The sequence below is a fragment of the Alkaliphilus transvaalensis ATCC 700919 genome (assembly GCF_000621485.1).
GTDB classification, from domain to species: Bacteria; Bacillota; Clostridia; order Peptostreptococcales; family Natronincolaceae; genus Alkaliphilus; species Alkaliphilus transvaalensis.
Genome location: NZ_KK211286.1, coordinates 43,407 through 66,264 on the forward strand (window position 1 = coordinate 43,407; position 22,858 = coordinate 66,264).

A 22,858-nucleotide genomic window follows, 5' to 3' on the forward strand; every position below is an offset into this window, starting at 1 on the left:
ATGAAAAATAATTTTATATTAACAATTGTGAAGGATAAAACGGATGTAGAGCTATTTTGGAGTATATTTAATACATACATTGATGAATTATCAATTAATGCAACTTTAGGGGACGAATTTGATTTAGATTACTTTTATTCTCCTGAATACAGAGATGCAATTGAAAAATTAAGAACTAGAGAAAATAACCCATTAAGAATATTATTTGTATGTGTTGAAGAAGTTATAGTTGGTTTCTTAATGTATGTCACCTACTTAGATGAAGGTGGAAAGTGCTTATTAATGGAGTACTATATAAGCTCAGTCTATAGGGGCGTTGGTATTGGAAAAAGTGTTTATTTAAAGGCAGAAAAGTTAATAGCCCATGAAGGGGGAAAATTTATTGAATTAACCCCTACAAATGATGGTAATGAGATCTTTTGGAGAAGTGTTGGATTTGTTAAATCAAAGGATATGGATGAAGACAATAAGTTTTATTATCGAAAAGTATTATAGAACTTAATACTAGAGAAGGGGATATATAGGGGGCAGAAGGATATATAGGGATTACTCCATAAAAATTAATTAAAAATCGTTAATTTACCAATACTATTTTTAGATAGGATTAACGAACCAGTTTATTTTGTTTTTATGGAGGCGTTATATGTTAAAGGTTAAGAATACACCCAATAATTTAGGCGTAGAGATACTTGGAGATTTACTTGATTTTGAGAAATTGTATGAAGCCCTTCATACGATTATTGGAGATGAAGAACAATACCCCTATTACAATCTTTCAAGGATAAGAATACTAGGGTTATGTTATGATATTCGCCATGCTATACAAGGAGACTATGAATATGAATTTGTAGAAAATGGAATTAACTCTGAAATATTGAAGGTAAAGGGGTTTATTGCTCCAGATAAAAATCTATATCTTAAGATTAGGGTATTTTGGCCTGAAATTTTGTTTATACTCATTGTATTAAACGACTTTATCATACTTCATGCTAAAAGGAATACAAAAGATTATTTTGATATTTTAACTGATAGAAAAAACATTTGGGATGATTCTATTGCCCAAGTTAGATTATTCCAATCGGTCATCAATAATTGTATTAAAGATACAATTCCCGAAGTAACTTATAAGCGAATGTTGGGATACATAACTTCAAAACAACACGAATTTAAAGGTTATTTGCCCCATTATATAGACTTTCTAAATTTAAAATTCATACATATGGAGAAAGAAATAAGATTAAAAAATATCTCGATTATGGCTAGAAGAATAGCTGAACAGGGAAAAGAATATGAAGCTATGGTAGATGACCTTAAAAATGTGGCTAGAGAACATGATTGCCCTGTAGAGCATATCCAGATTAATATGGAATACCCTGAAGATTTTGAGTGGTAAGTAAAAACTAATTAGCGTAAATATATTTTAACTAAAACGTGCTATTAAAGAGTATAGCACGTTTTTAATTTACTTAATTGTTAAATCATTAGATATCATTTAGGATGGTAATGTGTATAATTAATGGAGGAATTTGTAATCGAGAATCGAATACTTAACTCTATTATAATTACCAAATGGGATGTTTATATCATTTATTACTTATTTTTTTTAGCCAAAGACGCCAAGAAGAAAATAAACTTATATATATTCAGTTCTTAGTAGTTTAGTAATATTATAATTAAGTTATTATAGAAGAGAAAAAAGGGGATGAAATGAAATAATGAGGGATTATTCAATAATTGATTTGATTAAGGCATCTTTAGTATATGGAGGAGGTGCCTTTATAATTGGAGCAACCTTGGCTTTTATTAGATTTTACTAAAGGAGGATTTTATGAATGTTTTAAATGAAAAAAGATTTACAAAGCTAGAGTATGGGCTAATTTTAACAATTGTAGTGGTTATTCTTTTTTTCCAAGGGGCATCAATTATGATGGATATCGGTCTAATGAGAAAAACCATCTATGGTGATTCTATGGCTCCAACCCTAAACGAAGGTGATGAGATTCTATATATTAGTACAAAGTATAAGAAAATAAAAAGAGGTGATATTGTCTCGATAAAAATTGATGATCATAACCATTATGTTAAGCGTGTTATTGCTTTACCTGGAGAAGAAATTACGATAAAAGGGATCGATATTTATATCAATAATGAAGAGTTAGAAGATTCATATGCTTATTATGAGGATTGGGCAAAGGAATTTATAGATCAGGGCCTTTTAGAAGTAAAGAATGGGACTTGGATACTTAAGAGTGATGAGTATTTTCTAATAGGTGACAATAGAATAACAAGTTTTGATTCAAGAGATTTTGGACCTGTTTCAAAGGATAAAATGATTCAGGTTGCTATAAGAATCAAACAAAATTCGAGGGACTAGGAAGGATGCTATTTAATTTATTATCCTAATATGATATAAATATATAGGAAGTAAAATTACATAAAAGGGATGATCTAATGGTAGTATTTTCTTTAGCACTTTCACTGACAGTTATTTTGTTTTTAGTAAATAAGAAAGTAAATATGGGTTATTCTATGTTAATTGCAGCTGCCCTCTTAGCCCTCTTAAATGGTAGAAGTATTCAGTATATTTCTAGGGTATTTTTGGGCACTATGTTAAATGAATCTACAATTACGTTGGCTCTAACAGTAGCTTTAATCTCAATTCTAGCTCATTTAATGGATAAATATTTAATATTAGATAGAATGATTACAGCTTTAGAGACTGTATTAAGAAGTGCAAAATTTACGATTTTATTAGCTCCATCAATAATGGGGACTTTAATTGTTTATGGTGGGGCTTTAATGTCTTGTCCAGTAGTGGGAAGATTAGGGGATCGCTTATCTATTACAAAGGACGATAAAGCTGCTATTAACCTTCTTTTCCGTCATGGTCTTTATCTAATTTTTCCCCTATCACCAGCTATGATTTTAGCAACAGAGTTAGGTGGATTTGGTCAATGGGACCTTATTAAAATGCACCTACCTGTAAGTATTATCATGTATGTATTAGGGTATTTTTTCTTTGTTAGAAACTATAAAGAACCTGAGATAAAAGAGATTGACAAGGGAGCATATATTGGGGCATTAATGGAATTTGGCCTCTATGCGCTGCCTATTTTAATTAGCTTAGTTGGAGCTTTAATTTTGCCTATACCCTTTTATATTTCTCTTCTAATGGGTATCGGAGTTACCATAGCTATTAACACCTTAGATAAGAAAAAGGATAGAAAATATGACATCGGAGAGAATCCATTAAAAACAATCTATAAAGGAATTAAATTGCCTTTAGTGATTGCTATACTAGGGATTATGTTCTATCGAAACATCGTTACAGATCTGGATGAAATTTATGTTTTTGTAGGTAGTTTATTAGATCGTGGCATGCCTTTAGAACTTTTAATTTTTATTGCCAGCGGGATTATTTGTCTCTCCTTAGCATCACCCCAACCAGGGATTGCAATCCTCTTTCCTATTATTTTACCCCTGGCGCCAACCTATGAAATGAGCCTTCTTTACGGAATGTTTATCTTTACTACTTCATTTTTGTTTTACTATATTTCTCCCCTGCACCTATGCCAAGTGCTAACCCTAGAGTATTTTGGGGTAGGCTTAAAAAAGCTATATCGTAACTATATGTATCTCATTCCATTAACATTTCTATCTATGGTGGTTATTTATATGGTAAACATTTTATATACAAAGGAAATCATGACATTTTTAAGATTTTAGCTATAAATCTCTAATAAAGATTTGTCAACAAAAACCCACTGTGAATACGGTGGGTTTTCTGCGGCTAAGAATGAAATGTTATATTCTGACAGGAAATAACCTGTTTAAGGGAATATATATCTATTAATAAGTCAAGTCGAAGGGTGTTGAAGGAATGATATTTACCAAAAGAGCTATATTAATAGGTTTAACGATACTTATTGTGATAGGTTTAAGTGGATGTTTGAAGAACAAGAAAATGAGTTATACCCCAGAAGGGATCAAAGAAAGAATGTTGGCCTATCTAGAAGAAAAGTATAATGAAGAATTTGTACCAATTTCCTTAACCATGAAGAACTGGGCATATGATTATGACTCCTTAAGGGCATATCCCCAAAAATGGAAACAGAGAAGATTTTTTTGAAGGAGCACCATTAGGAGAAAATCTAGAAGGAAATGTCGTAAGTTAAGGTAGTGTCAAACTTGACACTACCTTATTTAAATAGGAGGGAAATTGATAGACACGGAAACAGTAGGCTTTGTTAAGGTTGGAACTTCAATAGTCAGAAGTTTGATAGGCGGAATATGTTTTCTAAAAGAATACTGTATTGGATAGGATGAAAAAATGTTAAATTCTAGCAGGTTATAAGTAAGATAACGAGAATATATTTAGTAAAAGTTAAGGATGTTGACAGAATAGAAGAAAAGTTTGAAGGGGGTATTATGTGATTAATAGAATACATATTTTAGGAGCATCAGGTTCGGGAACTACCACACTGGCTAAAGCGCTTAGTAATAAATTAGGTTATAAACACTATGATACCGATGATTTCTTCTGGGTAAAGACAGACCCTCCTTTTCAAGAAAAGACTGATGTAGATGAGAGAATTAAAAGAATGGAAAGCTGTTTAAAAAATGTAGAAAAATGGGTTCTTTCGGGTTCATTATGTGGTTGGGGTGATGGCTTTATTCCATATTTTGATTTAGTTGTTTTTTTATGTATTCCAAAGGAAATACGGATGGAGAGGTTATTAGAAAGAGAAAGAAATCGATATGGATCTGAAATTGATAAGGACGGTAAGTTGTATCAAGACCATTTGACATTTATGGATTGGGCATCAAAATATGACTCTGGGGATATAGACATAAGAAGTAGAAAACTTCATTATGAATGGTTAGAGAAATTAAACTGTCAAGTTTTAAAAATTGAAGAAGATATAGCGTTATCAGAAAAGATTCTAAAGGTAGAGTCATTGATGGAATAAATTCTGACCCAGGGAAACAACAAGGAGGTAATCATGAATAGCAAACGAATAGTAATGGGTATTAATACAGTTATTTATATGCAATAAAGACAAATTATTAGGAGGAATTAATAGATGAAAATCAACTATGATACTTATTACTGGCAGAATGAATTAGTAAGGTTAAGGCCTTCAACCCATGAAGATTGGGACGAATTCTATGTAAATTATTTTGATAGTCCTGCCCGGTTTCTTTTAGATAGCTTAATTGAGTTACCATTAACAGAGGAGGGAGCAAAGGAAGTATGGGGTAATTTTATTGAAAATAGTAAAAAAGAAGGGCGGCATAATTTTACGATAGAGACATTAGAGGGATTAAAGGTTGGTTCTTTGGGGTTAGTAGGTATCGATGAGCGAAACGGTACTTTTGGAATTGGCATGCAAATTAGTCGTGATCATAGAGGAAAGGGGTATGGAACAGCTGCAATGAAAATTCTTCTTAACTATGCCTTCAATGAAAGGAGATTAAATAAATACCAATCCTTTGTTATTGAGGGTAATGTTGCCTCAGAAACAATGCTACAAAAGTTAGGCTGTGTAAAAGAAGGAGTGATTCGTGGTACTACATTTCATCAAGGCCGCTATTGGGATGAAATACATTATGGATTATTTGCAAAAGAGTTTAATGCACTATATAAAAAGCCCTATTAATTGAAAAAATGGATTTCTAAATAAATCCCCGATGAAGTGTGAAAGTTTGTTGATTGAGGAGATTGCATAATACGAAGTTTTTATTATTTTGAATTAATATAATTCTAATATCAATTATGCAATTTCCTCGATTAAAATAAAATTGTAAATTAATACACCTATCTATTAAATTAAAAATGTAGTCATCGTAAATATGTAACATCCATAAATAAGAAGTAATATAATACCTATTGTACGATTAATCTTTTTAAAGAAAACACCTCCAGCAAAAAGAATAGTGGATAACAATAAAGCAACAGGTAAGTCAAAGAATAAGGTCTGAGGAAGTGTAAATATACTACCAAAACTAACTTGACTGGATAAGCCAATTACTAAAAGCGCATTTAAGGTGTTAGCACCTAGTATATTTCCTATGGATAGGCCATATTCTTTTTTTATTATAGCTGTAATTCCCGTGACAAGTTCGGGTAAAGAAGTTCCAACTGCTAATAATGTTAAGCTGATAATTCGTTGAGGCACACCTAATAGATTTGCAATACCAACACCATGATCTACCAATAGTCTAGCACCTATGATGATGAAAATTGCTCCAATTACAAAACGAGATAGATTTCTAGTGATAAATTTTTTAGATGTAATTCCCTTGTTTGAAGAAGGAGGAACATCTTTTTTATATTCTTTAAAAGTTTCCCTAACAATTAACAGGATATAGATGATATACCCCATTAATAGTATTGCACCTTCTATCTTTGAGATACTGAGATCTGTAAAAAAGAAGAGTAATAGGATAAGAGAAAAAATCATAAAAATAGTTTTCTTAAAGAAGTCTTTTTTAATTTTTTGCGGAGGAGATATAATAGCCATAATTCCTAATATTAATCCTAAGTTACAAATAATCGAACCAATGGCATTTCCAATTGCAACATCGTAAAATTGTTGTCGGCTTGCTTCAATCGAAACTAATAATTCAGGTAAGGTAGTAGCAGTACTGACAATCGTTGCCCCAATTATTACATTGGGAATACCAGTAATTTTCCCCACCCAAACAGCTGATTCTACAAACCAATCTCCACCTTTCATCACCATGAAGATTCCAATAATAAATAAGAAAAATGTCATAAAGTTTTCCATTTAATAGTCCCCCTATACTATTTTTTTAAAAAGGAGAGAAAAAGAAAAAGACCTTTAATATCAATCTATAATTTAAAAATTATAGATTGATATTAAAGGTCTTGCTTCCCAATGGGGTTATAGGCCAGGCATATTGCCGATTGTTGACCAAATAACTTCCAAGCTACTCCCCTTTAATTATTATAGGATAAATATACCACAGTCTAATAATAATTACAACAGTAATATACTGCAAAGCAAAACAAAATATAATACAATGCAGAATAAACGGTATAAGCATATAACGAAAACTAATATTTGGTAATTAGTAAGAACATACAAGAAAATGGAGTTGAGCTATGAATTTACTATAGGCAACATTTTCGATTATTAGATCTAGATTATATTTTAAATTTCTCCAATTATTTTAAATATACCATTGTCTAAGATTTGGGTTGATTGTTAAAATACAATTAGACTAAAACTTGGCAGACGGAAAGATACATGGTAATAATAAGTATTTTTTAAACAATACTTTCAGTAAGCAAAGTAAGATAATCTTTAAAGATAAATTTAAATTAGAATAGGGAGGCAATAGGGTGGATTTGAATATTATTGATATTATGCCGATTATTAGAGGAAAGCAAATTAAGGAAAACATAATTACTAGTGGGGAATATAACAACAATGATGATATTTTTCAAGGTTGTAGAATAACACTTAATTGTATTATAAAAGATGAAGAATCTCCTGTAACTACCCATTTTATAATAGGAGACGTTAACGAAAAGAAGACAGCATACATAAAAACAAAGGAAGAGATAATACAGTACTTAAACCTTATTTTAACCAATGCAGAAAAAATTGAGGGTAAGATTATAAGATATTAATGATGGTGTAGGGTATTTTATTTATTTTTTTGTCAAAATAATGTTGACAAAAAAAACAGGTGATTGATTTAATAATACTATAGCTTTAGCAATATTTGTTAAAAGAGGGTAAACCATAAAGAGGATATGAAAGGATCAAACAGAGCTTTTTTAAGGAAATGATAAATATCATTAGAAAATTTAATAGCTATATTAAGGTGATATTAAATAATTATATTAAATAATTATATGAAAGGAGTTAATCTATTGAAGAAGAGGTTTAAAGATTTTTTAATAATTGTTATCTGTCTAATCGTTGCTATTACCTTTGGATTCTATATAGTCCCAAAAGATAATCAACAGACAAGAGAGACAACCATTGTAGTAAGGGTAAAAAATAATTTAGGTGAAAACCAAGAAGTAAGATCAAGTGATCTGGAGTTAGTTGAGGTAGGTAGTTATGGTTTATCAAGGGATGTTGTACTTGATATGAGCGAAATAGTAGGAAAATATACCACCACAGCACTTCCTAAAGGAGTTAATGCTCTTCATGCCTATTTTCAGGATGATAAAGTTCCTATTAATGCATTCTTATATGAAAATCCAGAGTATGATGCCATATCTTTTGATACCAACTTAACTAGAGCAGTGGCAGGGATCGCAGAACAAGGAGATTTCGTGAGGGCTATCATTTATATTAAACCAGAGAATAGTGGTGCTGATAGTAGAGTTCTGATGTTACCCGAACTTGAAAATCTAGAAATTATCAACATTACCAATAACCGAGGAAATAATTTAACAGAGGTTGAAGGCTCAGCTTCTAATGATAATGTTGTTCCAGCTGTTGTAACAGTAAAAGCAACTGAAAGACAGCAATCATTGTTAGTAAAATATATGAATGATGGAGTAATTCATTTATCATTAAGACCAAGAATTCTAAATTCCAACAACCAAGAAAGTAAAATTGTTGATAGTAGTGGGATTCAAGAAGAGAATTTAATAACAACCAATCCAGAAACTGTAGAAGAAAACTCCCAAACTGTTACTAACGAGGCTAGTACAGAAGCAAAGACACAGCAGGAATCAAACAATCAGCTAAATAACAATAACAATTCTAATACTGAGTCCAATGGTAATACCAACTCTAACACTAATAGAAGGGGGTTTGGCATTAACTAATGGGTACGATTGATAAAAAAGTATATGCTATTTGGTCACCTAAAGGCGGTATAGGAAAAACCTTTATTACTTCTCACTTAGCTAAATGGGCTTCTACTAAAGGATTGTTGACTGGAGTGATTGATTTTAATAGGCAAGCTCCTTCGACTGCAGCTGCTCTAAATATAAGGTTACCAAGGGAAAAGAGTTTAAAGGAAGCCCTCTATACTGAAAGGGAGAGTGACGTAATAACTAATTTTCATAACAATGAGAAAGACAAAGATCTATTTTGTACCGGATTAAACGTAAATAATGATGTAGATGATCTTTTTGAGGTAACTGATCATCAGATAATAAAATTATTAGAGATAGCTAAATCAAAATTTAATATACTTTTATTAGATTTACCAACATCCTATTTAGAATTAACTAGTTATGAATCGTGGAAATACGCTGACAAAATTGTAGTCGTAATTGACAATGATTACAATACGATAGTAGCCCTTAAAAGTTATATTAAATTTTTAAAAGAGGTTAATATTCCATTAAATAACCTTATTGTTGTAATAAATAAGGATATGGGTTTATTGTCAGGTCAAGAAGTTGAAGAAATGTGTGGGTTACCTGTTAGTGTTACCATCCCTTTTTATAAGCAAATAGTCAAAGATATGAATGAAGGGAAAACAGTATTTGAAACTGGCGGAAGTTTTAAGGATAGAAAAATCATTCAAGGAATTCAAAAGTTGTATGGTTTACTTACTAGCAATGGGGACAAAGCCAGAAGTGAGAGTAAAAGTTTATTTAAAATCGGAAAACTTATAGGTAATAAGAAAGTAGTAAAAGAGGTGAAAACTAATGAGTAGTAATCGACCTAATATACAAAAAGATAAGTATGAAGCTAATGTACAAAGGCAATTACAGGCTGCCATTACCTCTGAAACAAGTGCTCGGGCTTTAGAAAACGCTGTAGATGAAGTAAGGGATTATTTAACGACAACTTACCCTGATGTATTTCAAAATACTTTAAATGATTTAAACTCTAGAAACAAAATCAGGGCATATATTGCTAAATTTATTCAAGATAAAGGAATTAAAGTGGACGGAGTAAACGGCTTACAAGAGACCATTGCTATTATAACTGATGATATTCTAGATTTTGGACCTATTACAGAAGATATTGATAACGAGGAAATTGAAGAAATAAGGGTCAATAGTGTAAATGATATTAGAATTGTCATAAAGGGAAAGGAATATAGAACTGATAAAAAATTCTCTTCTTTAAAACAGGCGATTTCTATCGCTAAAAAAATCGTTAGGACGGTAGGAAAAAACATTTCTCCTTCAGAACCAATTGTCGATGCAAGGCTTAAAAATGGGCAACGGGTAGCTGCTATCATGGAGCCTATTTGTCTAACAGGAATTAATTTAACAATAAGAAAGCAAAAAAATGAAGTTTTTACTTCAACAAAATTAATAGAATTTGGGTCTGCTACAGAAGAAATGTTTGAGTTTACTGATATGCTGGGAGACGCAGATTTAAGTGTAGAGGTAATCGGTCCTACTAATAGTGGTAAGACTGCAACGCTACAAACGATTTTGTCTAGATTATCTAATGATAAAAGAATCATTAGTATGGAAGATACAGCTGAGTTGAATCTATTAAAATTTGATGAAGAGAAGAATCCAATCAATAGTGTCCTTATGTGGGAAACAAAAGAAGGTGTTGTAACCCTATCAGATCTCCTAAAACATTCTCTAAGACAATCACCTGAAACAATGGTGCTAGGCGAGATGAGAGGAGCTGAAGCTCAAACAGTTATTTCTGCAGCCAATACAGGTCATCAGGTATATAACAGTTTCCATGCAAACGGACCAAAGGATGCACCTAACAGGGTACTCCAAATGTTTATGATGGGTAATACAACCCTTACACAGGATATGATTTTGGATATGATCATCATGGCTTTTCCTATTTGTATTTTTCAAAAGAAGTTAAAGGATGGTAGTAGGAAAATAATTAGTATTTCGGAGCTTGAAGGATATGAAGACAATAAGTTAGTGTACCGTGAGATATTTAAGTTTAAGGTAACTGGTACAACTGAAGTTGAAGAAACTCATCCACTAACTGGTAAGAAATACGTAAGAAAAAAGATCGTTGGTAAGCATCTGTTTAATTCACCGATTAGTAAGAATTTGTATGAAAGATTAATTGAAGAGGGCATCGATGAAAGGTTAGCAGTTAAATTTTATAAAAGAGCCCCAGAACAGATTAAAGGAGTTGATTAAATGCCACTGTTCTATCGTCTAATGATTACTTTATCAATGCTGATCCTATTAGTAACAATAAGCAAATTAATTTTTAATTTTGATATTGTGGGATTATTTGTAAAAGTAGATGTTAGAGATAAACGAATAAAAAACTATAGTGATATTCTTAAAGAGCAAAGAAGACGGGAAATTCTTAACTCTAAGCCAGGTCTAAAAGAGCGTGTTTTAAAGAGGGTAACAATGGCAATTGAGCTTTCGGAAGTTGATTTGTCTATTTCACAATTTATCACCTACAGTTTATTATTTAGTAGCATTGGGGTTTTTATAGGATTATTTCTAAGGAATCCAATATTAATGGTTATATTAGGTGGACTCACTAGCTTATTACCCTTCGTTTTTATTCATAACAAAGCAAAATCAAAATTTGCGTTAATAGATGAACTGCTACCGACAGTCATGGGAATTATAATTGCTCAATATTTACATGAAACTGACATTATTATAGCCATCGAAAAAAAGTTAGAGCAAATTCCAGCTCCATTAAATCGTCACTTTACATCATGTATTAATGAAGTACAAGTATTAAATAAAGATACAGTTACAGCATTGAAAAATTTAGGGGATAAAATAGAAAACTATTATTTTAATGAGTTTATAAAGCTAGCGATACAAGCAGAAGAACAGGGGCAGAACCTAAAATTTACAATGGTATCAATACCAGAAGATATGCGAGATGTACAACAAGAACAATCAAAATTTGACCTTATTAGGAAAAAATATAACCGAGAATTTATTGCAACAATAGTTTTTATGCCCATCAATTTGATGCTTCTAAGATTCGGTTATAGAGATTACTATAACTTATTAGTTTATGATGTAAGAGGTAAGATCTCCTTAGGTATAATAGCTATTGGTTTGATTATTGTTAGCTATAAACAATACATGGATAATAAGCCAATCAAGATAGAAATTGATTAGAGGGAGGGGAGTTATGGTAAGAAGTAATCTACATTCATTAATAATTACCCTAGCCATTTTTGTAATATTACTCAAGTTAAAAGACCATTTTGTGTTTACTCCTAAAAATAGGATTTTAAATCGTTATAAAAAGGCTAGAGATCTAATCGATGATAATAAGGTACCTTTATTAGAAGAATTATTTAAACCACTAGCCACCTTTGTAAATCGATATATTAAATTAAATAGTTACGAAAGAAGGAAATTAGAAAGAAACTTGTTAAGGGTAGGAGACCAAAATACGCCAGAACAGCATCAAGCAAAAAAGATTATTTATCCTTTATTAATGACTTTGGTAGGTTTTATTGCAAGTATTCCTTTAGGGGTTTTTATCATTGCAGTTTGTATTATGTTTTCTGTTTTTATGTATTTTCAGCCAGATGCAGAGCTTGAAAAAAAATTAAAAGAACTAAATGTAAATATACTAAAAGAATTTCCAAGATTTGCAAGAACCCTAAGATATTCTCCCCATAAAAATATTGTACATACCATTGAAGACTATCTAAAAGTATGTAAAGGTCCATTATATTATGATCTAAAGATACTTCATGCAAAATTGGAGGCGGGGGTATCGGAAAAAGTAGCTTTGCAAGAGTTTTCAGATACGATTGGGATAACTGCGATACAGAACTATATAATGGCCGTTATTACAGGTATAGAGACTTCTAGAGATAATGTAGATACCCTTTATGCAATCCAAGAAGAAAAGGTTCGTCAGATTAATCTCGACAACATAAAGGAAGAAATGATGAAAAGACCTGAAAGATTAGAGAGAAATAATGCAATAGCCCTCTATTCTATTATGGCAATGAATGCAGTAGCAGTAGGTTTATCATTCTTAATAGATTTTGCATCACAATTCTAATATAAAAAAACTATAAAAATTAAGGAGGAATTTATAATGAACAAAATTTTTGGATTAGGTATTGCAGTAGTAGTTACAATAGCGGTGTTAGCTATTTTTAGGGATCAAATTACTTCAATTGCAACAGGGCTGTTTGATATGTTCAAAGCTGCAGTAGGAATATAGAGATAACTGGTATCCCATATGTATAAATATTTAGATAAATTAATAAGGAAGAAAATGAATAATGAAAAAGGGATATCTACTTTAGGTGGACTTCTTATAATTATTGCTTTTTTGATGTTTTTACCTGTATTAACCTCTATTATGAACATCTATACCACTTATAGAGATCTAAATCAAATTGCATCAGTTACCACAGGTATAGCTAAGAAAAATGGTGGTTTTAATTATGAGGTGATGAATGTTTACTATGACCTACTGGCTGAATATAATATTGATACATCTAAGCTGGATACTGTTTTTTATCCAGGGGTTAATATTAAAGTTAATAAAAGAGAAGCTCTAGGAATGGAATTAAAGCATGATATGAAGTTTAGTATAGTGCAACTAGATAAATCAGCCTTAAGTTATGAGTTTGTGCTATTAGTTAGACAAAGCACATACTCACAAAGATTTTTTAGACCGAGTGAGCTATAATGTTTTAATGATTTAAGAGGGGGGAGAAATTCTCCCTCTTAAATAAATGATTGTAAATGGAGGTAGAATAGATGCTTCAGCAAATAAAAATGAAAATTCAAGAAGAAAATGGAGAGTCTCATTTAGAACTACTAGTATTTATGTTTAAGCTATTAGTTATTACTTTACTAATTTTCCAGCTTTCGATCTTTGTTATAGATTATTCCCAGTATCGATTAGCAGTAAATGAAACGATGAGGAAAGCACGTTCCGAAGGGATGCTTAGAAAGGACTATTTTGAAGAGCAATTGATTCGAATGAAAAAATCACCCAATGAGGTTAGTGCAGTAGCTACTCCCAATTTTGGAACTTATGTAAATAAATTAGGGGATAGAATTACTCTACATGTTGAATATGAGTTTCAAATTAAATTTTCAGACATGTGGAAGATCAATCTTAGAATTCCTATAAGGGCTACTACTACAAATCAAGGATACTATGGTGAAGGTTATGGGGGTGGCTGGTAATGGGTAGAATAGATAGATTTGGGGAGAGGTTAAAAAAAGGATTAACACAGGAAAAGGGTGAATCAACTTTAATTAGTTTAGTTAAGTTTTTTATTTTATTTGCAGTAATAGGAATAGCAATAGAATTTTATCGAATTCAAACCTTTCAAGCTAATCTTCAGACAAGACTAGAAATAGCTGCCCAGGATGCTCTGGAGCTAAGTATGTTAGATGAATTTAGAAGAGAACGGATAAGTAGTGTTAATGTTTCTCAGACCGAGGCCACTTTATGGGAACTATTGCAGGATGAATTAGGTCTTGATACTTCTTTGTCCCCTCGAAAACCTAGTTTACTACAAACTCAATTGGTTATCGAGTCTATATTTATAGAAGAAGGTAGATATGCCCATAATGGTACAAGATATTATAATACAGAGTATCCTTCAATTTACTTAAAAGGTTATACTCAACAGAAATTAGTCTTGGTTCCTTTCTTGCCGGAAGAATACAGATTTGTAGAGGTTGGATTTAATGTGTTTATTGAAAATAGAAGGTATGATTAGTATTGTATATGAGTGTTGGATAAAACATCAAAAGTAATAAGTTTAAGCCCCCATAAATATTATTGAATAAAAACGCTAAAAAAATGTAAAAAATAGTAGAATTTTCATAAAAATTGTTGCAAAAAATACATAATTAATTATATAATAAATTATATGATAATATTATTTACACCCTCTTAGGAAATTTGTCTAAGGGGGTATTTATATGTTAAGGAAAAGTTTACAAAAAAATGTTAACTGAATTAGATGAAATATGGAGGGTTATGTATGATAAAAAGGTTAGAACCAATACCTCAAAAAGATAAGAAAACCTCACTTAAGAAATTTTTTACTGTCATTTTATTAATATTGTTCATATTTAATAGTTTTTTTCAATTTATACCGATAAACATCATACTTAAAAATAATTAATATGTTTATTATAGGCATTAACTTAAGTTGATAGGGTGGTGATTAACATAGCAAAATTATCCTATAGAAAAATAAATAGAATGTTAAATAAGATAAATAGAGAGCATCAAAACATAACTCGGTACACCGATGATGAACTTCTTGAAGTATTTGAGCAGATCTGTAGAAATTTTGATTCTTTAGACAATATTAGAAATAATATCTATGCTCTTGTCAAGGAGGTCTTTATTCGAAAATTAAATATTGTACCCTATGATGAACAGTTAATGAGCGCAATAGCAATGTCTGAGGATAACATAGCAGAAATGAAAACAGGGGAAGGCAAGACAGTTGCAGCGGTATTTGTTAGTATTTTATATTCTTTAGCTGGGCAAGTACATGTTGTTACAGTAAATGATTATTTAGCAGAAAGAGACTATATGAAGATGGTGCCAATATATGATTTTTTTAAGATTAGCTGTATAGCAAATACAAATAATCGACCGAAAAACCAAATCTATGGCGCCAGGGTAGTGTACACTTCTAGTAGCAGGTTGATCTTCGATTTTTTAACTGAAGAGATTAAAGAAAGAAAAGAGGAAGGCTATAAGCCTATAGTTCAATTAGATACTGCTATTTTAGATGAGATTGATTTTATACTACTGGATAATGCAAACTCTAATTTTACAGTTTCAGAAGGTACGACTAGACCTTTTAAATATTTAAGTATTTATAAAATTATAAATTATTATTTTAAAAACTTAGTCGGTGGTGAAATTAATAATCGCTTTACAAAAGTTATTGATGAAGGGTGTTTACAAGAAGTAGATTATATTTTTTCAAAAAATGAAAAATATGTTGAATTAACTGAAAGAGGGATTAATAAATTTGAAGACCTAATGGGCGTGTCTCATTTAACAAGTCACTTGGTTATATACCAAGCGATACTATACACAATAGAGGCCCATGTCTTATACAAAAAAGATGTGGACTACATTATAAGTAATGGGAAAATTTGCTTAATTAGTGATTCCAACGGAAGGATAATGAATAATAGCCATAAAGAATTTGGTTTGCAGCAGGCAATTGAAATAAAAGAAAAACTTCAGGTAACTGGAGAAAACCCTCATGGTAGTAGCATGACTTATCAATTATTTTTTAATAAGTATAAAAAGCTAACGGGTATGAGTGGAACAGTTCATGAAGCGGAGGACGAGTTTAAGGACATATTTAACCTATCTATTTTTATAGTACCACCCCATAGGGCTTCTAAGAGAATAGATCTGCCAATAAAAGTATTCATAGATAAGCATGAAAAATATGACTATTTATTTCTTGAAGTCTCTAAATATCACAAGAATAAACAACCTATCTTGATTGTAACGGATACAGAATCAGAATCAATGTTAGTTTATCATAAATTAGTAGTGCTTGGATATAGGACTCAAATCCTAATTAATCAAACTGCTAAGGAAGAAGAACAAATCATAAGAAATGCAGGAACTAACTCTACGATTACAATAACGACTAATATGGCTGGTAGAGGAACAGATATCTCTATTGATGATCTGTCAGTTCAGCAAGGCGGACTGGTGGTACTGTCCTTAAACAAATTTAATAGTATTAGGGTAGATCATCAAGTAAAAGGGAGAGCAGGTCGACAAGGTCAACCGGGGATTACACAAACACTATCATCTTTAGATGATGATATATGGTCAAATTTAGATACATCTATTTATTCAAGAATGATAACTACTTCTTATGGAAAATTCTACTCTATGAAGTATCAAATATATTTAAGGAATTTATTAGTGGGTTTACAAAATTATATAAATAGTATGTATTTCATCATACGCAAGCAAAATTACGAGTTTGATAAGATCATTTATTACCAAAAGCAATACATCTATCGATACCCCAAGGTCTTTATCAGTGATTTAGAAAAAAATGTATTTAATATCATTGCAATAGAGCTAGATAAATGTATGGCTGAGATAAAGGAAGCACCCATTGTTTTTCTTGGTCATAGGATTGATAAAAATTTAAGTTATGAAGAGAACTTAAATATAACAATGCTTAGATATGAAAAACAGGCTACTTTCATAGGAGATATGTCAAAAGATTTAATTAAATCCCTACTACATTTACAAGTTGATACGAATATTAATGAGCTCATCACAGAACTTACTGATCTTAAATACAATATTCAAGGTAGGGCTCTAGATCTTAAGCAACAACTTCAAACCTTTATTAGAGAATCAGATCAATTACTAAAAACATTTTTTTCCTATATTACTTTAAAGAGTCTAGACTATTTTCTAATAGCAAAGCCAGAGAGAAAGCAGGTGGTTAATCTATGACTAACCTTAATCATAAAGAAGTTACATTAGAGTATTTCAAGTCATTATGGTTGAGTAAAAAGTGGAACGAAGGAGATAAATTTAATCTTTATGTAGATGGTCCCTTTTGTGCTCAAAGGTGTAACTTCTGTATCCATTATGGTGATAAAGTAGCAATCAATTCCCCTATTTATAACAAGTACTATAAAGAGTACATGCCTTATCTATTAAAGGAATACGAAGATATTATAAATTTAAGGGTAGCAGATTCAATTTATTTTGGCGGTGGAACTGCAAACTTAATGACAGCAGAAATTATGAGGGACATATTTTCTAGAATACCAAACATGAAGAAGATTCCCTATAAGGTGATAGAGGGGCATCCAGCATTTATGACTAAGGAGAAATTGGATATTCTTAAGGAGTATAATTTCAGTTATATTTCTTTAGGGCTACAGACACTAGATAATGACCTTCTGAAGAGAAAAAACCGTATTCCCCATAACCCTACCAAACTTAAGGAGTTAATTAGGTACTGTCAAGATGAGCTAGACATTCATGTAAACTGCGATCTACTAACATTTATAGATAAAGGGACAGTTGATGATGTTGAGATACTAACCAGAGATATAAAGCTACTGATGGAGGAATATAAGCCAAATTTAATAACAATATACCCAGAGTATCAAGGTTTTTCAGGAGGTAATTATACTGATTTTTCCAGCTATACAGAAGAAGAAAAATTAGATGGAATAGAAAAGATTCGATGTCTTAGAAAGGGTATTATGAGACAAGTAAGGAAAGTTCAAGACTATAACATCTTAAAGAGTGGGCAAATCAGACTACACGATGAAGATATTTTAAGCAATATACTAGATGATTATTATATAGGTAGATTTACGGTTGAGGAATTTCAACATTTCCATAAATTTAGTTGTTCTTCTTATCCTTGGCATCTTCAAGATCAAAATGTTTTAGGTATAGGGGGATATGGCAGAAGGCAGCCCTATAGTTACTTAGGGAGACAACATTATTTTAATTTGGAAAATAGAGACTGGCAGCCAGTAATGAGGGAGGTATTGTAGTGGAGAAATTATCTAATTGGTCATTGTTAGTAAAACCAACTACTGATTGTAATATAAGATGCGAATATTGTTTTGCCAGTGAAGAACGGAAGAAAAACCACGGAAAAGTTATGGAGTACGAAATGGTGGCCCATATTGCAAAATTATGTGATCAACATGCTAATCAAATTCAATGGATATGGCATGGTGGGGAACCTACCTTAGTTGGACCAGATTGGTATAGAAATGTACAACCTGCTTTTTATAAACATTATAGTACTAAGTTTGATCAAAGTATGCAGAGCAATGGGACTTTAATTAATGAAGACTGGTTTCAGCTGATTGATGATTATGATATACATATTGGAATATCCTTTGATGCCTTTACTCAAAAGACTAGGGACATTCAATACAATTCTGTCTTTGATAATATTAAGTTGCTAGAAGAAACAGGTGACGGAGCTGGTGTTATTGCAGTAATTACCAACGAAAATTATAATCGACAAATTGAACTTTACGAATACTTTAAGAAAAACTTTGATTTAAGCCCTTCATTTAACCAGATTTTCAATACAGAAGATGCTATAGCCAATGGATTAACCATATCGACTGATCAATATGGAGAAGCTTTTAGAAATTTTTATAGATATTGGTTATACGACAAATCAACAAATGCCCGTTCGGAAAGAACCGTTATGTCGGTAACACGTCATGTGATCGGTGACAGACAAGTGGTATGTACCCATTCAGATTGCAGGCACAGCTGGTTAGGGATATCCCCTACAGGTGAAATAAAACCTTGTGACCGTAACTTTAATGAGAATTATGTGCTGGGTAATATAATGGACTATAACTCTATTCAAGAGGTTTATGAGAGTGAAAACTTTAGAAAGTATTATGTAGAAGTAGAAGAAAGGTTTAAAAATCATTGCGAGCCTTGTGGTTATTTAGCGTATTGCAAAGGTGGGTGTAATGCCAATTCAGTAGAATCGTCGGGGAGTGCAGCCGGAATAGATGAAACCTATTGTACTATGTTTAGACAGAAGTTTAATATTGTCTACGACGAACTAAGAAAAGTTGATTTATATAAAGATCAATTAAACTTCAACCTATATAACTTGTTTGCAACCCATCCCTTTTTTCCTATTGTCGAGATTAAACAGTTTTTAACAAGATTAGGATACGACACCTCATGGGACTACTCAACAGAGGAAAAGCTGTTACTAGAGTCTACAGAATTTAAGGTCTTTAGGGTTTTTAATATCTATAAAGGTACAAAGTTAGATGGACATACAGACCATGTAAATTATCCTATTGATAGTTGTAATTGCAATGACTTTAATAGCTTAAAACTTAAACGATTAGAGGTATTAAAGGAAATCTATAGCTGTAACATTGAAACCATTGAAGAACTGATAGGAAAACAATTTAGAAGGGTGGTAGGCTAAATGAACTTAAAGAAGGTAGAGGAATTAAACCTTTTTAGAAAAGTCTGTGGTAGTAATAGAATAACGCTTAGCGAACACCAAAATGTTAGTAATGGAAATAGGAAAAAAGATGGTATCTATAACCAGCAGATTAATATAGCTAAGCTTAGGGATTATTTAAGTCGAGAGGAGGTAGACTTTAGTGACTGGAGGAACCTATGACTTAAAGGTTGGCTATACCTGCAATAATTATTGTTTTCATTGTGTGGTGGAGCCTAACAAGAAAAAATATAAAGTAGAGCATGAAGATAAAAGTATGGACTTGACCTATGGAGAGATTATTAACCTATTTAATAGTAGTGACTTTATTAATTCCGAACAAGTGACTTTAACTGGTGGGGAGATCACCTTAAGAAAAGATTTCATGAGAATTATAAAGTACATTCATAGTCATTTTCCTAAAAAGAGAATAGCAATTCAAACCAATGGTCGATTGCTAAAATCTTATGTAGAAGAGATTAAAAACATGGGTGCTAATGTCTTTTATGTGGTAGCACTACATTCAACCGCTGAAGATATTCATAATAGAATAACCGATTGTAAGCAAGTGAACGGTAGTCCTTTTAAAGAGACGTGGGAGACTTTGAAAGAAATAAAAAGGGTATATGGAGGTTTTAATAAAGTTGCAAGAATTGAGATCGTATTATCCTCTTTAAATCTATATAACCTTCCTATCACAATAAAAGAACTTTATGAGAATGATATATGTAATATTGGGGTTTCTTATCCTCATTTAGATGGCTTTTATCTTGATGACCCTGTTTATGCTCAGAAAATTGGTTTCTCCTACGGGGAGTTAAAGAAGGTTTTACCAGAGGTATACCGTTATGCTAAAGAGAGACCTAACTTATATCTACATTTTGAGAAGGTACCAGCCTGTATGTGGCGAGATGAAAAAAATGGTCTACTAGCATCTTTAGACAACTTAGGAAGTATGGAACATGGATTGAATGAAAATGTGACAGTTACCTACCCAGAGAGCACAAATAATAATTTTATACAATCCTATGCTAATATGCATAAGAAAGCAGCTGTTTGCTCGAGTTGTGCCTACTCAAAGTGTTGTTTAGGTGTTTGGTTTGAATCGATAGAAATGTTTGGTGAAGATGGCTTTACGCCTATTACAAATGAAGAGTTAAACAAGGGGGTGGCATAGGATGTATTATATTAAATTGCAAGGGATAGAAAATAGAGAAATTTTAAGAAATATATATCAATCTATAGATGTATTTCGATTAAGCAATAGAAGTTTTCTGCTTTACGAAATTCCTTACACTACAACTATCCCGATAAAGGAGATCAAGGCCCATGCTTTCTTGATTGATTTAAACTTATATAATAGTGAAGATGAGGAGTTATTAGAGGATTTAGTCTTTGATTTAATAGAGGTTAGGAGTAATGTACTGGTGAAATTTAGTGGAGATAATGCAGTCAACGTTATGTTTACAGAATTATATAGGGCCCATGGACTGAATGTTATACCATGGTCGAATGAATTTTTAGAAAAAGAAATAACTATTCAAGACTTAGGCTACACAGAATTACAAATTATCAATGAAATTTTTGAATTGCCAGTAGCTACTTTACAGTTTAGTGAAGGAGACTTTATCATTAAGCTTATTGTAGGTAAGGATGGCATTGTAACTAATGAAGAAGGGACTGTAATAGGAGAATTACAAAAGGAATACTTAATCGAAATTTTACATAAGAAACCAGATCACTTTAGGGATAAAATTAGCAAAGTACTTAATGACTATAATCTTGATACACCCTTTACACCAAAGTTTTATGAGCCTTGGCCATTTCTATTAGATGAAGATAATGTTACGGAGAAGATCATTGATTACAAATACAAAGTATTTAATTTTATTAAAAATATTGAACCTAAAGACTATCCTAATTTACCTCACGAAGTAGTTAAGATACTTAATGAGAACAACTATATTCAAATGAAGGATATTGTGAATGTTCTAGAAGAAAGTGGGGCGAATTAGTGGAATTCCAATTTAACGGCAATATGTTTGATATTAACAATATGCTAAATAGAATGGATTTTAAAGCGGTCTTTGAAAAGATGCAAAGTGAAATAAAAGAGGATTTAGTTTTTAGAGATAGTGGTATGACAGTATTAACGAAATCATCTCATCAACTTTCTAAAGGTTGTGAAGCCTGTAAAACAGGTACTTGGTGGTGTTTATTTATGGGGAGTGAATGTAATGCTACTTGTAAGTTTTGTCCTCAATCTAAAAAGGAAGAGAATTTAAAGCGTTGGACACATCCAAGAACAATAACAAACTATTGGATAGATGATGTGAAATTTTATTTCAACGAGTATATCAATACCATTAATGGCGTTAGCTATTCTGGAGGAGAACCTTTTTTATACTTAGAAAAAATTATAGAGATTGCAGAGCATATCGTAAAAACTAAAGAAGACACATATCAATGGGTTTATACCAATGGCAAACTAATAAACAAAGAAAAATTACTTAGACTAAAGGACTGCGGGATTAAAGAAGTGAGAGTTGATTTAGCTGCTACTGATTTTGATGTTGGTGTTATAAAAAAGCTTTCCTTAATAAGAGAAGTAATAGGAAAAGTAACAGTAGAAGTGCCTTCAATACCCATTACTTTCAAAAACCTTATAGGAGATAAAGTTTTTGATGAAATAATTAGCATGGGAGTAGAACAATTAAATTTAGCAGAACTTCAACTAAGTCAACCTATTAATTGGGAGATCTACGCTACCGGAGAAGATGTTTATCATTATGACTCTAAATTTCAAAACACCTATGCACCTGTCTACAGTAGAATAATCACTTTGAATATTATGAAATATGTTATTGAGAACAAATTAGATATATTAGTTAACGATTGTTCTATTGATGCAAAACATTTACAAATACTAAAAAGAAAACAAACGGACATTATTAATTAGTTTGAA

At 31.5% G+C, this 22,858-nt stretch carries 25 protein-coding genes; 24 read left to right on the plus strand and 1 reads right to left on the minus strand.

Going from position 1 to position 22,858, the window contains the following annotated elements:
- From T335_RS0115630 to T335_RS0115670, 7 genes are all read left to right on the plus strand, one after another.
- Positions 1–495, plus strand: coding sequence for a GNAT family N-acetyltransferase (locus tag T335_RS0115630; RefSeq protein ID WP_026478368.1), 495 nt, complete (start codon positions 1–3; stop codon positions 493–495).
- Between the two features lie 148 nt (positions 496–643).
- The gene (locus T335_RS0115635; RefSeq protein ID WP_026478369.1) at positions 644–1,393 is read left to right on the plus strand and encodes a DUF6904 family protein; all 750 of its coding nucleotides are present in this window, start codon (positions 644–646) and stop codon (positions 1,391–1,393) included.
- Between the two features lie 435 nt (positions 1,394–1,828).
- Positions 1,829–2,374, plus strand: a complete 546-nt coding sequence (gene lepB, locus T335_RS21010; protein ID WP_026478370.1) for a signal peptidase I — start codon at positions 1,829–1,831, stop codon at positions 2,372–2,374.
- Between the two features lie 77 nt (positions 2,375–2,451).
- Positions 2,452–3,726: a DUF401 family protein gene (locus tag T335_RS0115650; RefSeq protein WP_026478371.1), complete on the plus strand. Its 1,275-nt coding sequence runs from the start codon at positions 2,452–2,454 to the stop codon at positions 3,724–3,726.
- 154 nt (positions 3,727–3,880) lie between these two features.
- A complete protein-coding gene (locus T335_RS0115655) occupies positions 3,881–4,129 on the plus strand; it encodes a hypothetical protein (RefSeq protein WP_026478372.1) in 249 nt (82 codons plus the stop codon).
- 301 nt (positions 4,130–4,430) lie between these two features.
- The gene (locus T335_RS0115665; protein WP_026478373.1) at positions 4,431–4,970 is read left to right on the plus strand and encodes an AAA family ATPase; all 540 of its coding nucleotides are present in this window, start codon (positions 4,431–4,433) and stop codon (positions 4,968–4,970) included.
- A 114-nt stretch (positions 4,971–5,084) separates the two neighbouring features.
- Positions 5,085–5,660, plus strand: coding sequence for a GNAT family N-acetyltransferase (locus T335_RS0115670; RefSeq protein ID WP_026478374.1), 576 nt, complete (start codon positions 5,085–5,087; stop codon positions 5,658–5,660).
- A gap of 165 nt (positions 5,661–5,825) precedes the next feature.
- Here the strand turns inward: T335_RS0115670 and T335_RS0115675 are convergent, their stop codons facing one another.
- Positions 5,826–6,791, minus strand: coding sequence for a calcium/sodium antiporter (locus T335_RS0115675; RefSeq protein ID WP_026478375.1), 966 nt, complete (start codon positions 6,789–6,791; stop codon positions 5,826–5,828).
- A gap of 578 nt (positions 6,792–7,369) precedes the next feature.
- On the opposite strand from T335_RS0115675, the gene T335_RS0115680 reads away from it, so the two are divergent.
- From T335_RS0115680 to T335_RS0115765, 17 genes are all read left to right on the plus strand, one after another.
- Entirely contained in the window at positions 7,370–7,660 is a 291-nt protein-coding gene (locus tag T335_RS0115680) for a hypothetical protein (protein WP_026478376.1), read from the plus strand.
- 246 nt (positions 7,661–7,906) lie between these two features.
- Complete coding sequence (gene cpaB, locus T335_RS0115685; protein WP_026478377.1) at positions 7,907–8,818, plus strand: Flp pilus assembly protein CpaB; 912 nt, start codon at positions 7,907–7,909, stop codon at positions 8,816–8,818.
- Positions 8,818–9,660 carry an AAA family ATPase gene (locus tag T335_RS0115690; protein ID WP_026478378.1) on the plus strand — a complete coding sequence of 281 codons (843 nt, stop codon included), beginning with the start codon at positions 8,818–8,820 and terminating at the stop codon, positions 9,658–9,660. Before cpaB ends, T335_RS0115690 begins: the two co-directional genes overlap by 1 nt.
- Positions 9,653–11,083, plus strand: coding sequence for a CpaF family protein (locus tag T335_RS0115695; RefSeq protein ID WP_026478379.1), 1,431 nt, complete (start codon positions 9,653–9,655; stop codon positions 11,081–11,083). Before T335_RS0115690 ends, T335_RS0115695 begins: the two co-directional genes overlap by 8 nt.
- Positions 11,084–12,043 (plus strand): type II secretion system F family protein, encoded by a 960-nt coding sequence (locus T335_RS0115700; protein WP_026478380.1) that lies wholly within the window; start codon positions 11,084–11,086, stop codon positions 12,041–12,043.
- Positions 12,044–12,056: 13 nt separating this feature from the next.
- The gene (locus T335_RS0115705; protein ID WP_026478381.1) at positions 12,057–12,947 is read left to right on the plus strand and encodes a hypothetical protein; all 891 of its coding nucleotides are present in this window, start codon (positions 12,057–12,059) and stop codon (positions 12,945–12,947) included.
- A 36-nt stretch (positions 12,948–12,983) separates the two neighbouring features.
- Complete coding sequence (locus tag T335_RS22865; RefSeq protein ID WP_278246905.1) at positions 12,984–13,112, plus strand: hypothetical protein; 129 nt, start codon at positions 12,984–12,986, stop codon at positions 13,110–13,112.
- Between the two features lie 54 nt (positions 13,113–13,166).
- Entirely contained in the window at positions 13,167–13,586 is a 420-nt protein-coding gene (locus tag T335_RS0115715; RefSeq protein ID WP_026478382.1) for a DUF4320 family protein, read from the plus strand.
- Positions 13,587–13,657: 71 nt separating this feature from the next.
- Positions 13,658–14,092, plus strand: a complete 435-nt coding sequence (locus T335_RS0115720; RefSeq protein WP_026478383.1) for a hypothetical protein — start codon at positions 13,658–13,660, stop codon at positions 14,090–14,092.
- Positions 14,092–14,634 (plus strand): hypothetical protein, encoded by a 543-nt coding sequence (locus tag T335_RS0115725; protein WP_026478384.1) that lies wholly within the window; start codon positions 14,092–14,094, stop codon positions 14,632–14,634. Before T335_RS0115720 ends, T335_RS0115725 begins: the two co-directional genes overlap by 1 nt.
- 449 nt (positions 14,635–15,083) lie before the next feature.
- Positions 15,084–17,384 (plus strand): preprotein translocase subunit SecA, encoded by a 2,301-nt coding sequence (locus T335_RS0115735; protein ID WP_026478385.1) that lies wholly within the window; start codon positions 15,084–15,086, stop codon positions 17,382–17,384.
- Positions 17,381–18,448 (plus strand): radical SAM protein, encoded by a 1,068-nt coding sequence (locus T335_RS0115740; protein WP_026478386.1) that lies wholly within the window; start codon positions 17,381–17,383, stop codon positions 18,446–18,448. Before T335_RS0115735 ends, T335_RS0115740 begins: the two co-directional genes overlap by 4 nt.
- Positions 18,448–19,875 (plus strand): radical SAM/SPASM domain-containing protein, encoded by a 1,428-nt coding sequence (locus T335_RS0115745; protein ID WP_026478387.1) that lies wholly within the window; start codon positions 18,448–18,450, stop codon positions 19,873–19,875. Before T335_RS0115740 ends, T335_RS0115745 begins: the two co-directional genes overlap by 1 nt.
- On the plus strand, positions 19,876–20,076 hold the full coding sequence (locus tag T335_RS0115750) for a hypothetical protein (RefSeq protein WP_026478388.1): 201 nt from the start codon (positions 19,876–19,878) through the stop codon (positions 20,074–20,076).
- Positions 20,057–21,070 carry a radical SAM protein gene (locus T335_RS0115755; protein ID WP_026478389.1) on the plus strand — a complete coding sequence of 338 codons (1,014 nt, stop codon included), beginning with the start codon at positions 20,057–20,059 and terminating at the stop codon, positions 21,068–21,070. Before T335_RS0115750 ends, T335_RS0115755 begins: the two co-directional genes overlap by 20 nt.
- Position 21,071: 1 nt before the next feature.
- Complete coding sequence (locus T335_RS0115760) at positions 21,072–21,908, plus strand: hypothetical protein (RefSeq protein WP_026478390.1); 837 nt, start codon at positions 21,072–21,074, stop codon at positions 21,906–21,908.
- Positions 21,908–22,852, plus strand: a complete 945-nt coding sequence (locus T335_RS0115765; RefSeq protein WP_026478391.1) for a radical SAM protein — start codon at positions 21,908–21,910, stop codon at positions 22,850–22,852. Before T335_RS0115760 ends, T335_RS0115765 begins: the two co-directional genes overlap by 1 nt.
- Positions 22,853–22,858 lie beyond the last annotated feature (6 nt).

Coding starts and splice junctions, on each gene's coding strand:
- T335_RS0115630 (WP_026478368.1), top strand. CDS start 1: ATGAAAAATAATTTTATATTAACAATTGTGAAGGATAAAACGGATGTA.
- T335_RS0115635 (WP_026478369.1), top strand. CDS start 644: ATGTTAAAGGTTAAGAATACACCCAATAATTTAGGCGTAGAGATACTT.
- lepB (WP_026478370.1), top strand. CDS start 1,829: ATGAATGTTTTAAATGAAAAAAGATTTACAAAGCTAGAGTATGGGCTA.
- T335_RS0115650 (WP_026478371.1), top strand. CDS start 2,452: ATGGTAGTATTTTCTTTAGCACTTTCACTGACAGTTATTTTGTTTTTA.
- T335_RS0115655 (WP_026478372.1), top strand. CDS start 3,881: ATGATATTTACCAAAAGAGCTATATTAATAGGTTTAACGATACTTATT.
- T335_RS0115670 (WP_026478374.1), top strand. CDS start 5,085: ATGAAAATCAACTATGATACTTATTACTGGCAGAATGAATTAGTAAGG.
- T335_RS0115675 (WP_026478375.1), bottom strand. CDS start 6,791: ATGGAAAACTTTATGACATTTTTCTTATTTATTATTGGAATCTTCATG.
- T335_RS0115690 (WP_026478378.1), top strand. CDS start 8,818: ATGGGTACGATTGATAAAAAAGTATATGCTATTTGGTCACCTAAAGGC.
- T335_RS0115695 (WP_026478379.1), top strand. CDS start 9,653: ATGAGTAGTAATCGACCTAATATACAAAAAGATAAGTATGAAGCTAAT.
- T335_RS0115700 (WP_026478380.1), top strand. CDS start 11,084: ATGCCACTGTTCTATCGTCTAATGATTACTTTATCAATGCTGATCCTA.
- T335_RS0115705 (WP_026478381.1), top strand. CDS start 12,057: ATGGTAAGAAGTAATCTACATTCATTAATAATTACCCTAGCCATTTTT.
- T335_RS22865 (WP_278246905.1), top strand. CDS start 12,984: ATGAACAAAATTTTTGGATTAGGTATTGCAGTAGTAGTTACAATAGCG.
- T335_RS0115715 (WP_026478382.1), top strand. CDS start 13,167: ATGAATAATGAAAAAGGGATATCTACTTTAGGTGGACTTCTTATAATT.
- T335_RS0115720 (WP_026478383.1), top strand. CDS start 13,658: ATGCTTCAGCAAATAAAAATGAAAATTCAAGAAGAAAATGGAGAGTCT.
- T335_RS0115725 (WP_026478384.1), top strand. CDS start 14,092: ATGGGTAGAATAGATAGATTTGGGGAGAGGTTAAAAAAAGGATTAACA.
- T335_RS0115740 (WP_026478386.1), top strand. CDS start 17,381: ATGACTAACCTTAATCATAAAGAAGTTACATTAGAGTATTTCAAGTCA.
- T335_RS0115750 (WP_026478388.1), top strand. CDS start 19,876: ATGAACTTAAAGAAGGTAGAGGAATTAAACCTTTTTAGAAAAGTCTGT.
- T335_RS0115760 (WP_026478390.1), top strand. CDS start 21,072: ATGTATTATATTAAATTGCAAGGGATAGAAAATAGAGAAATTTTAAGA.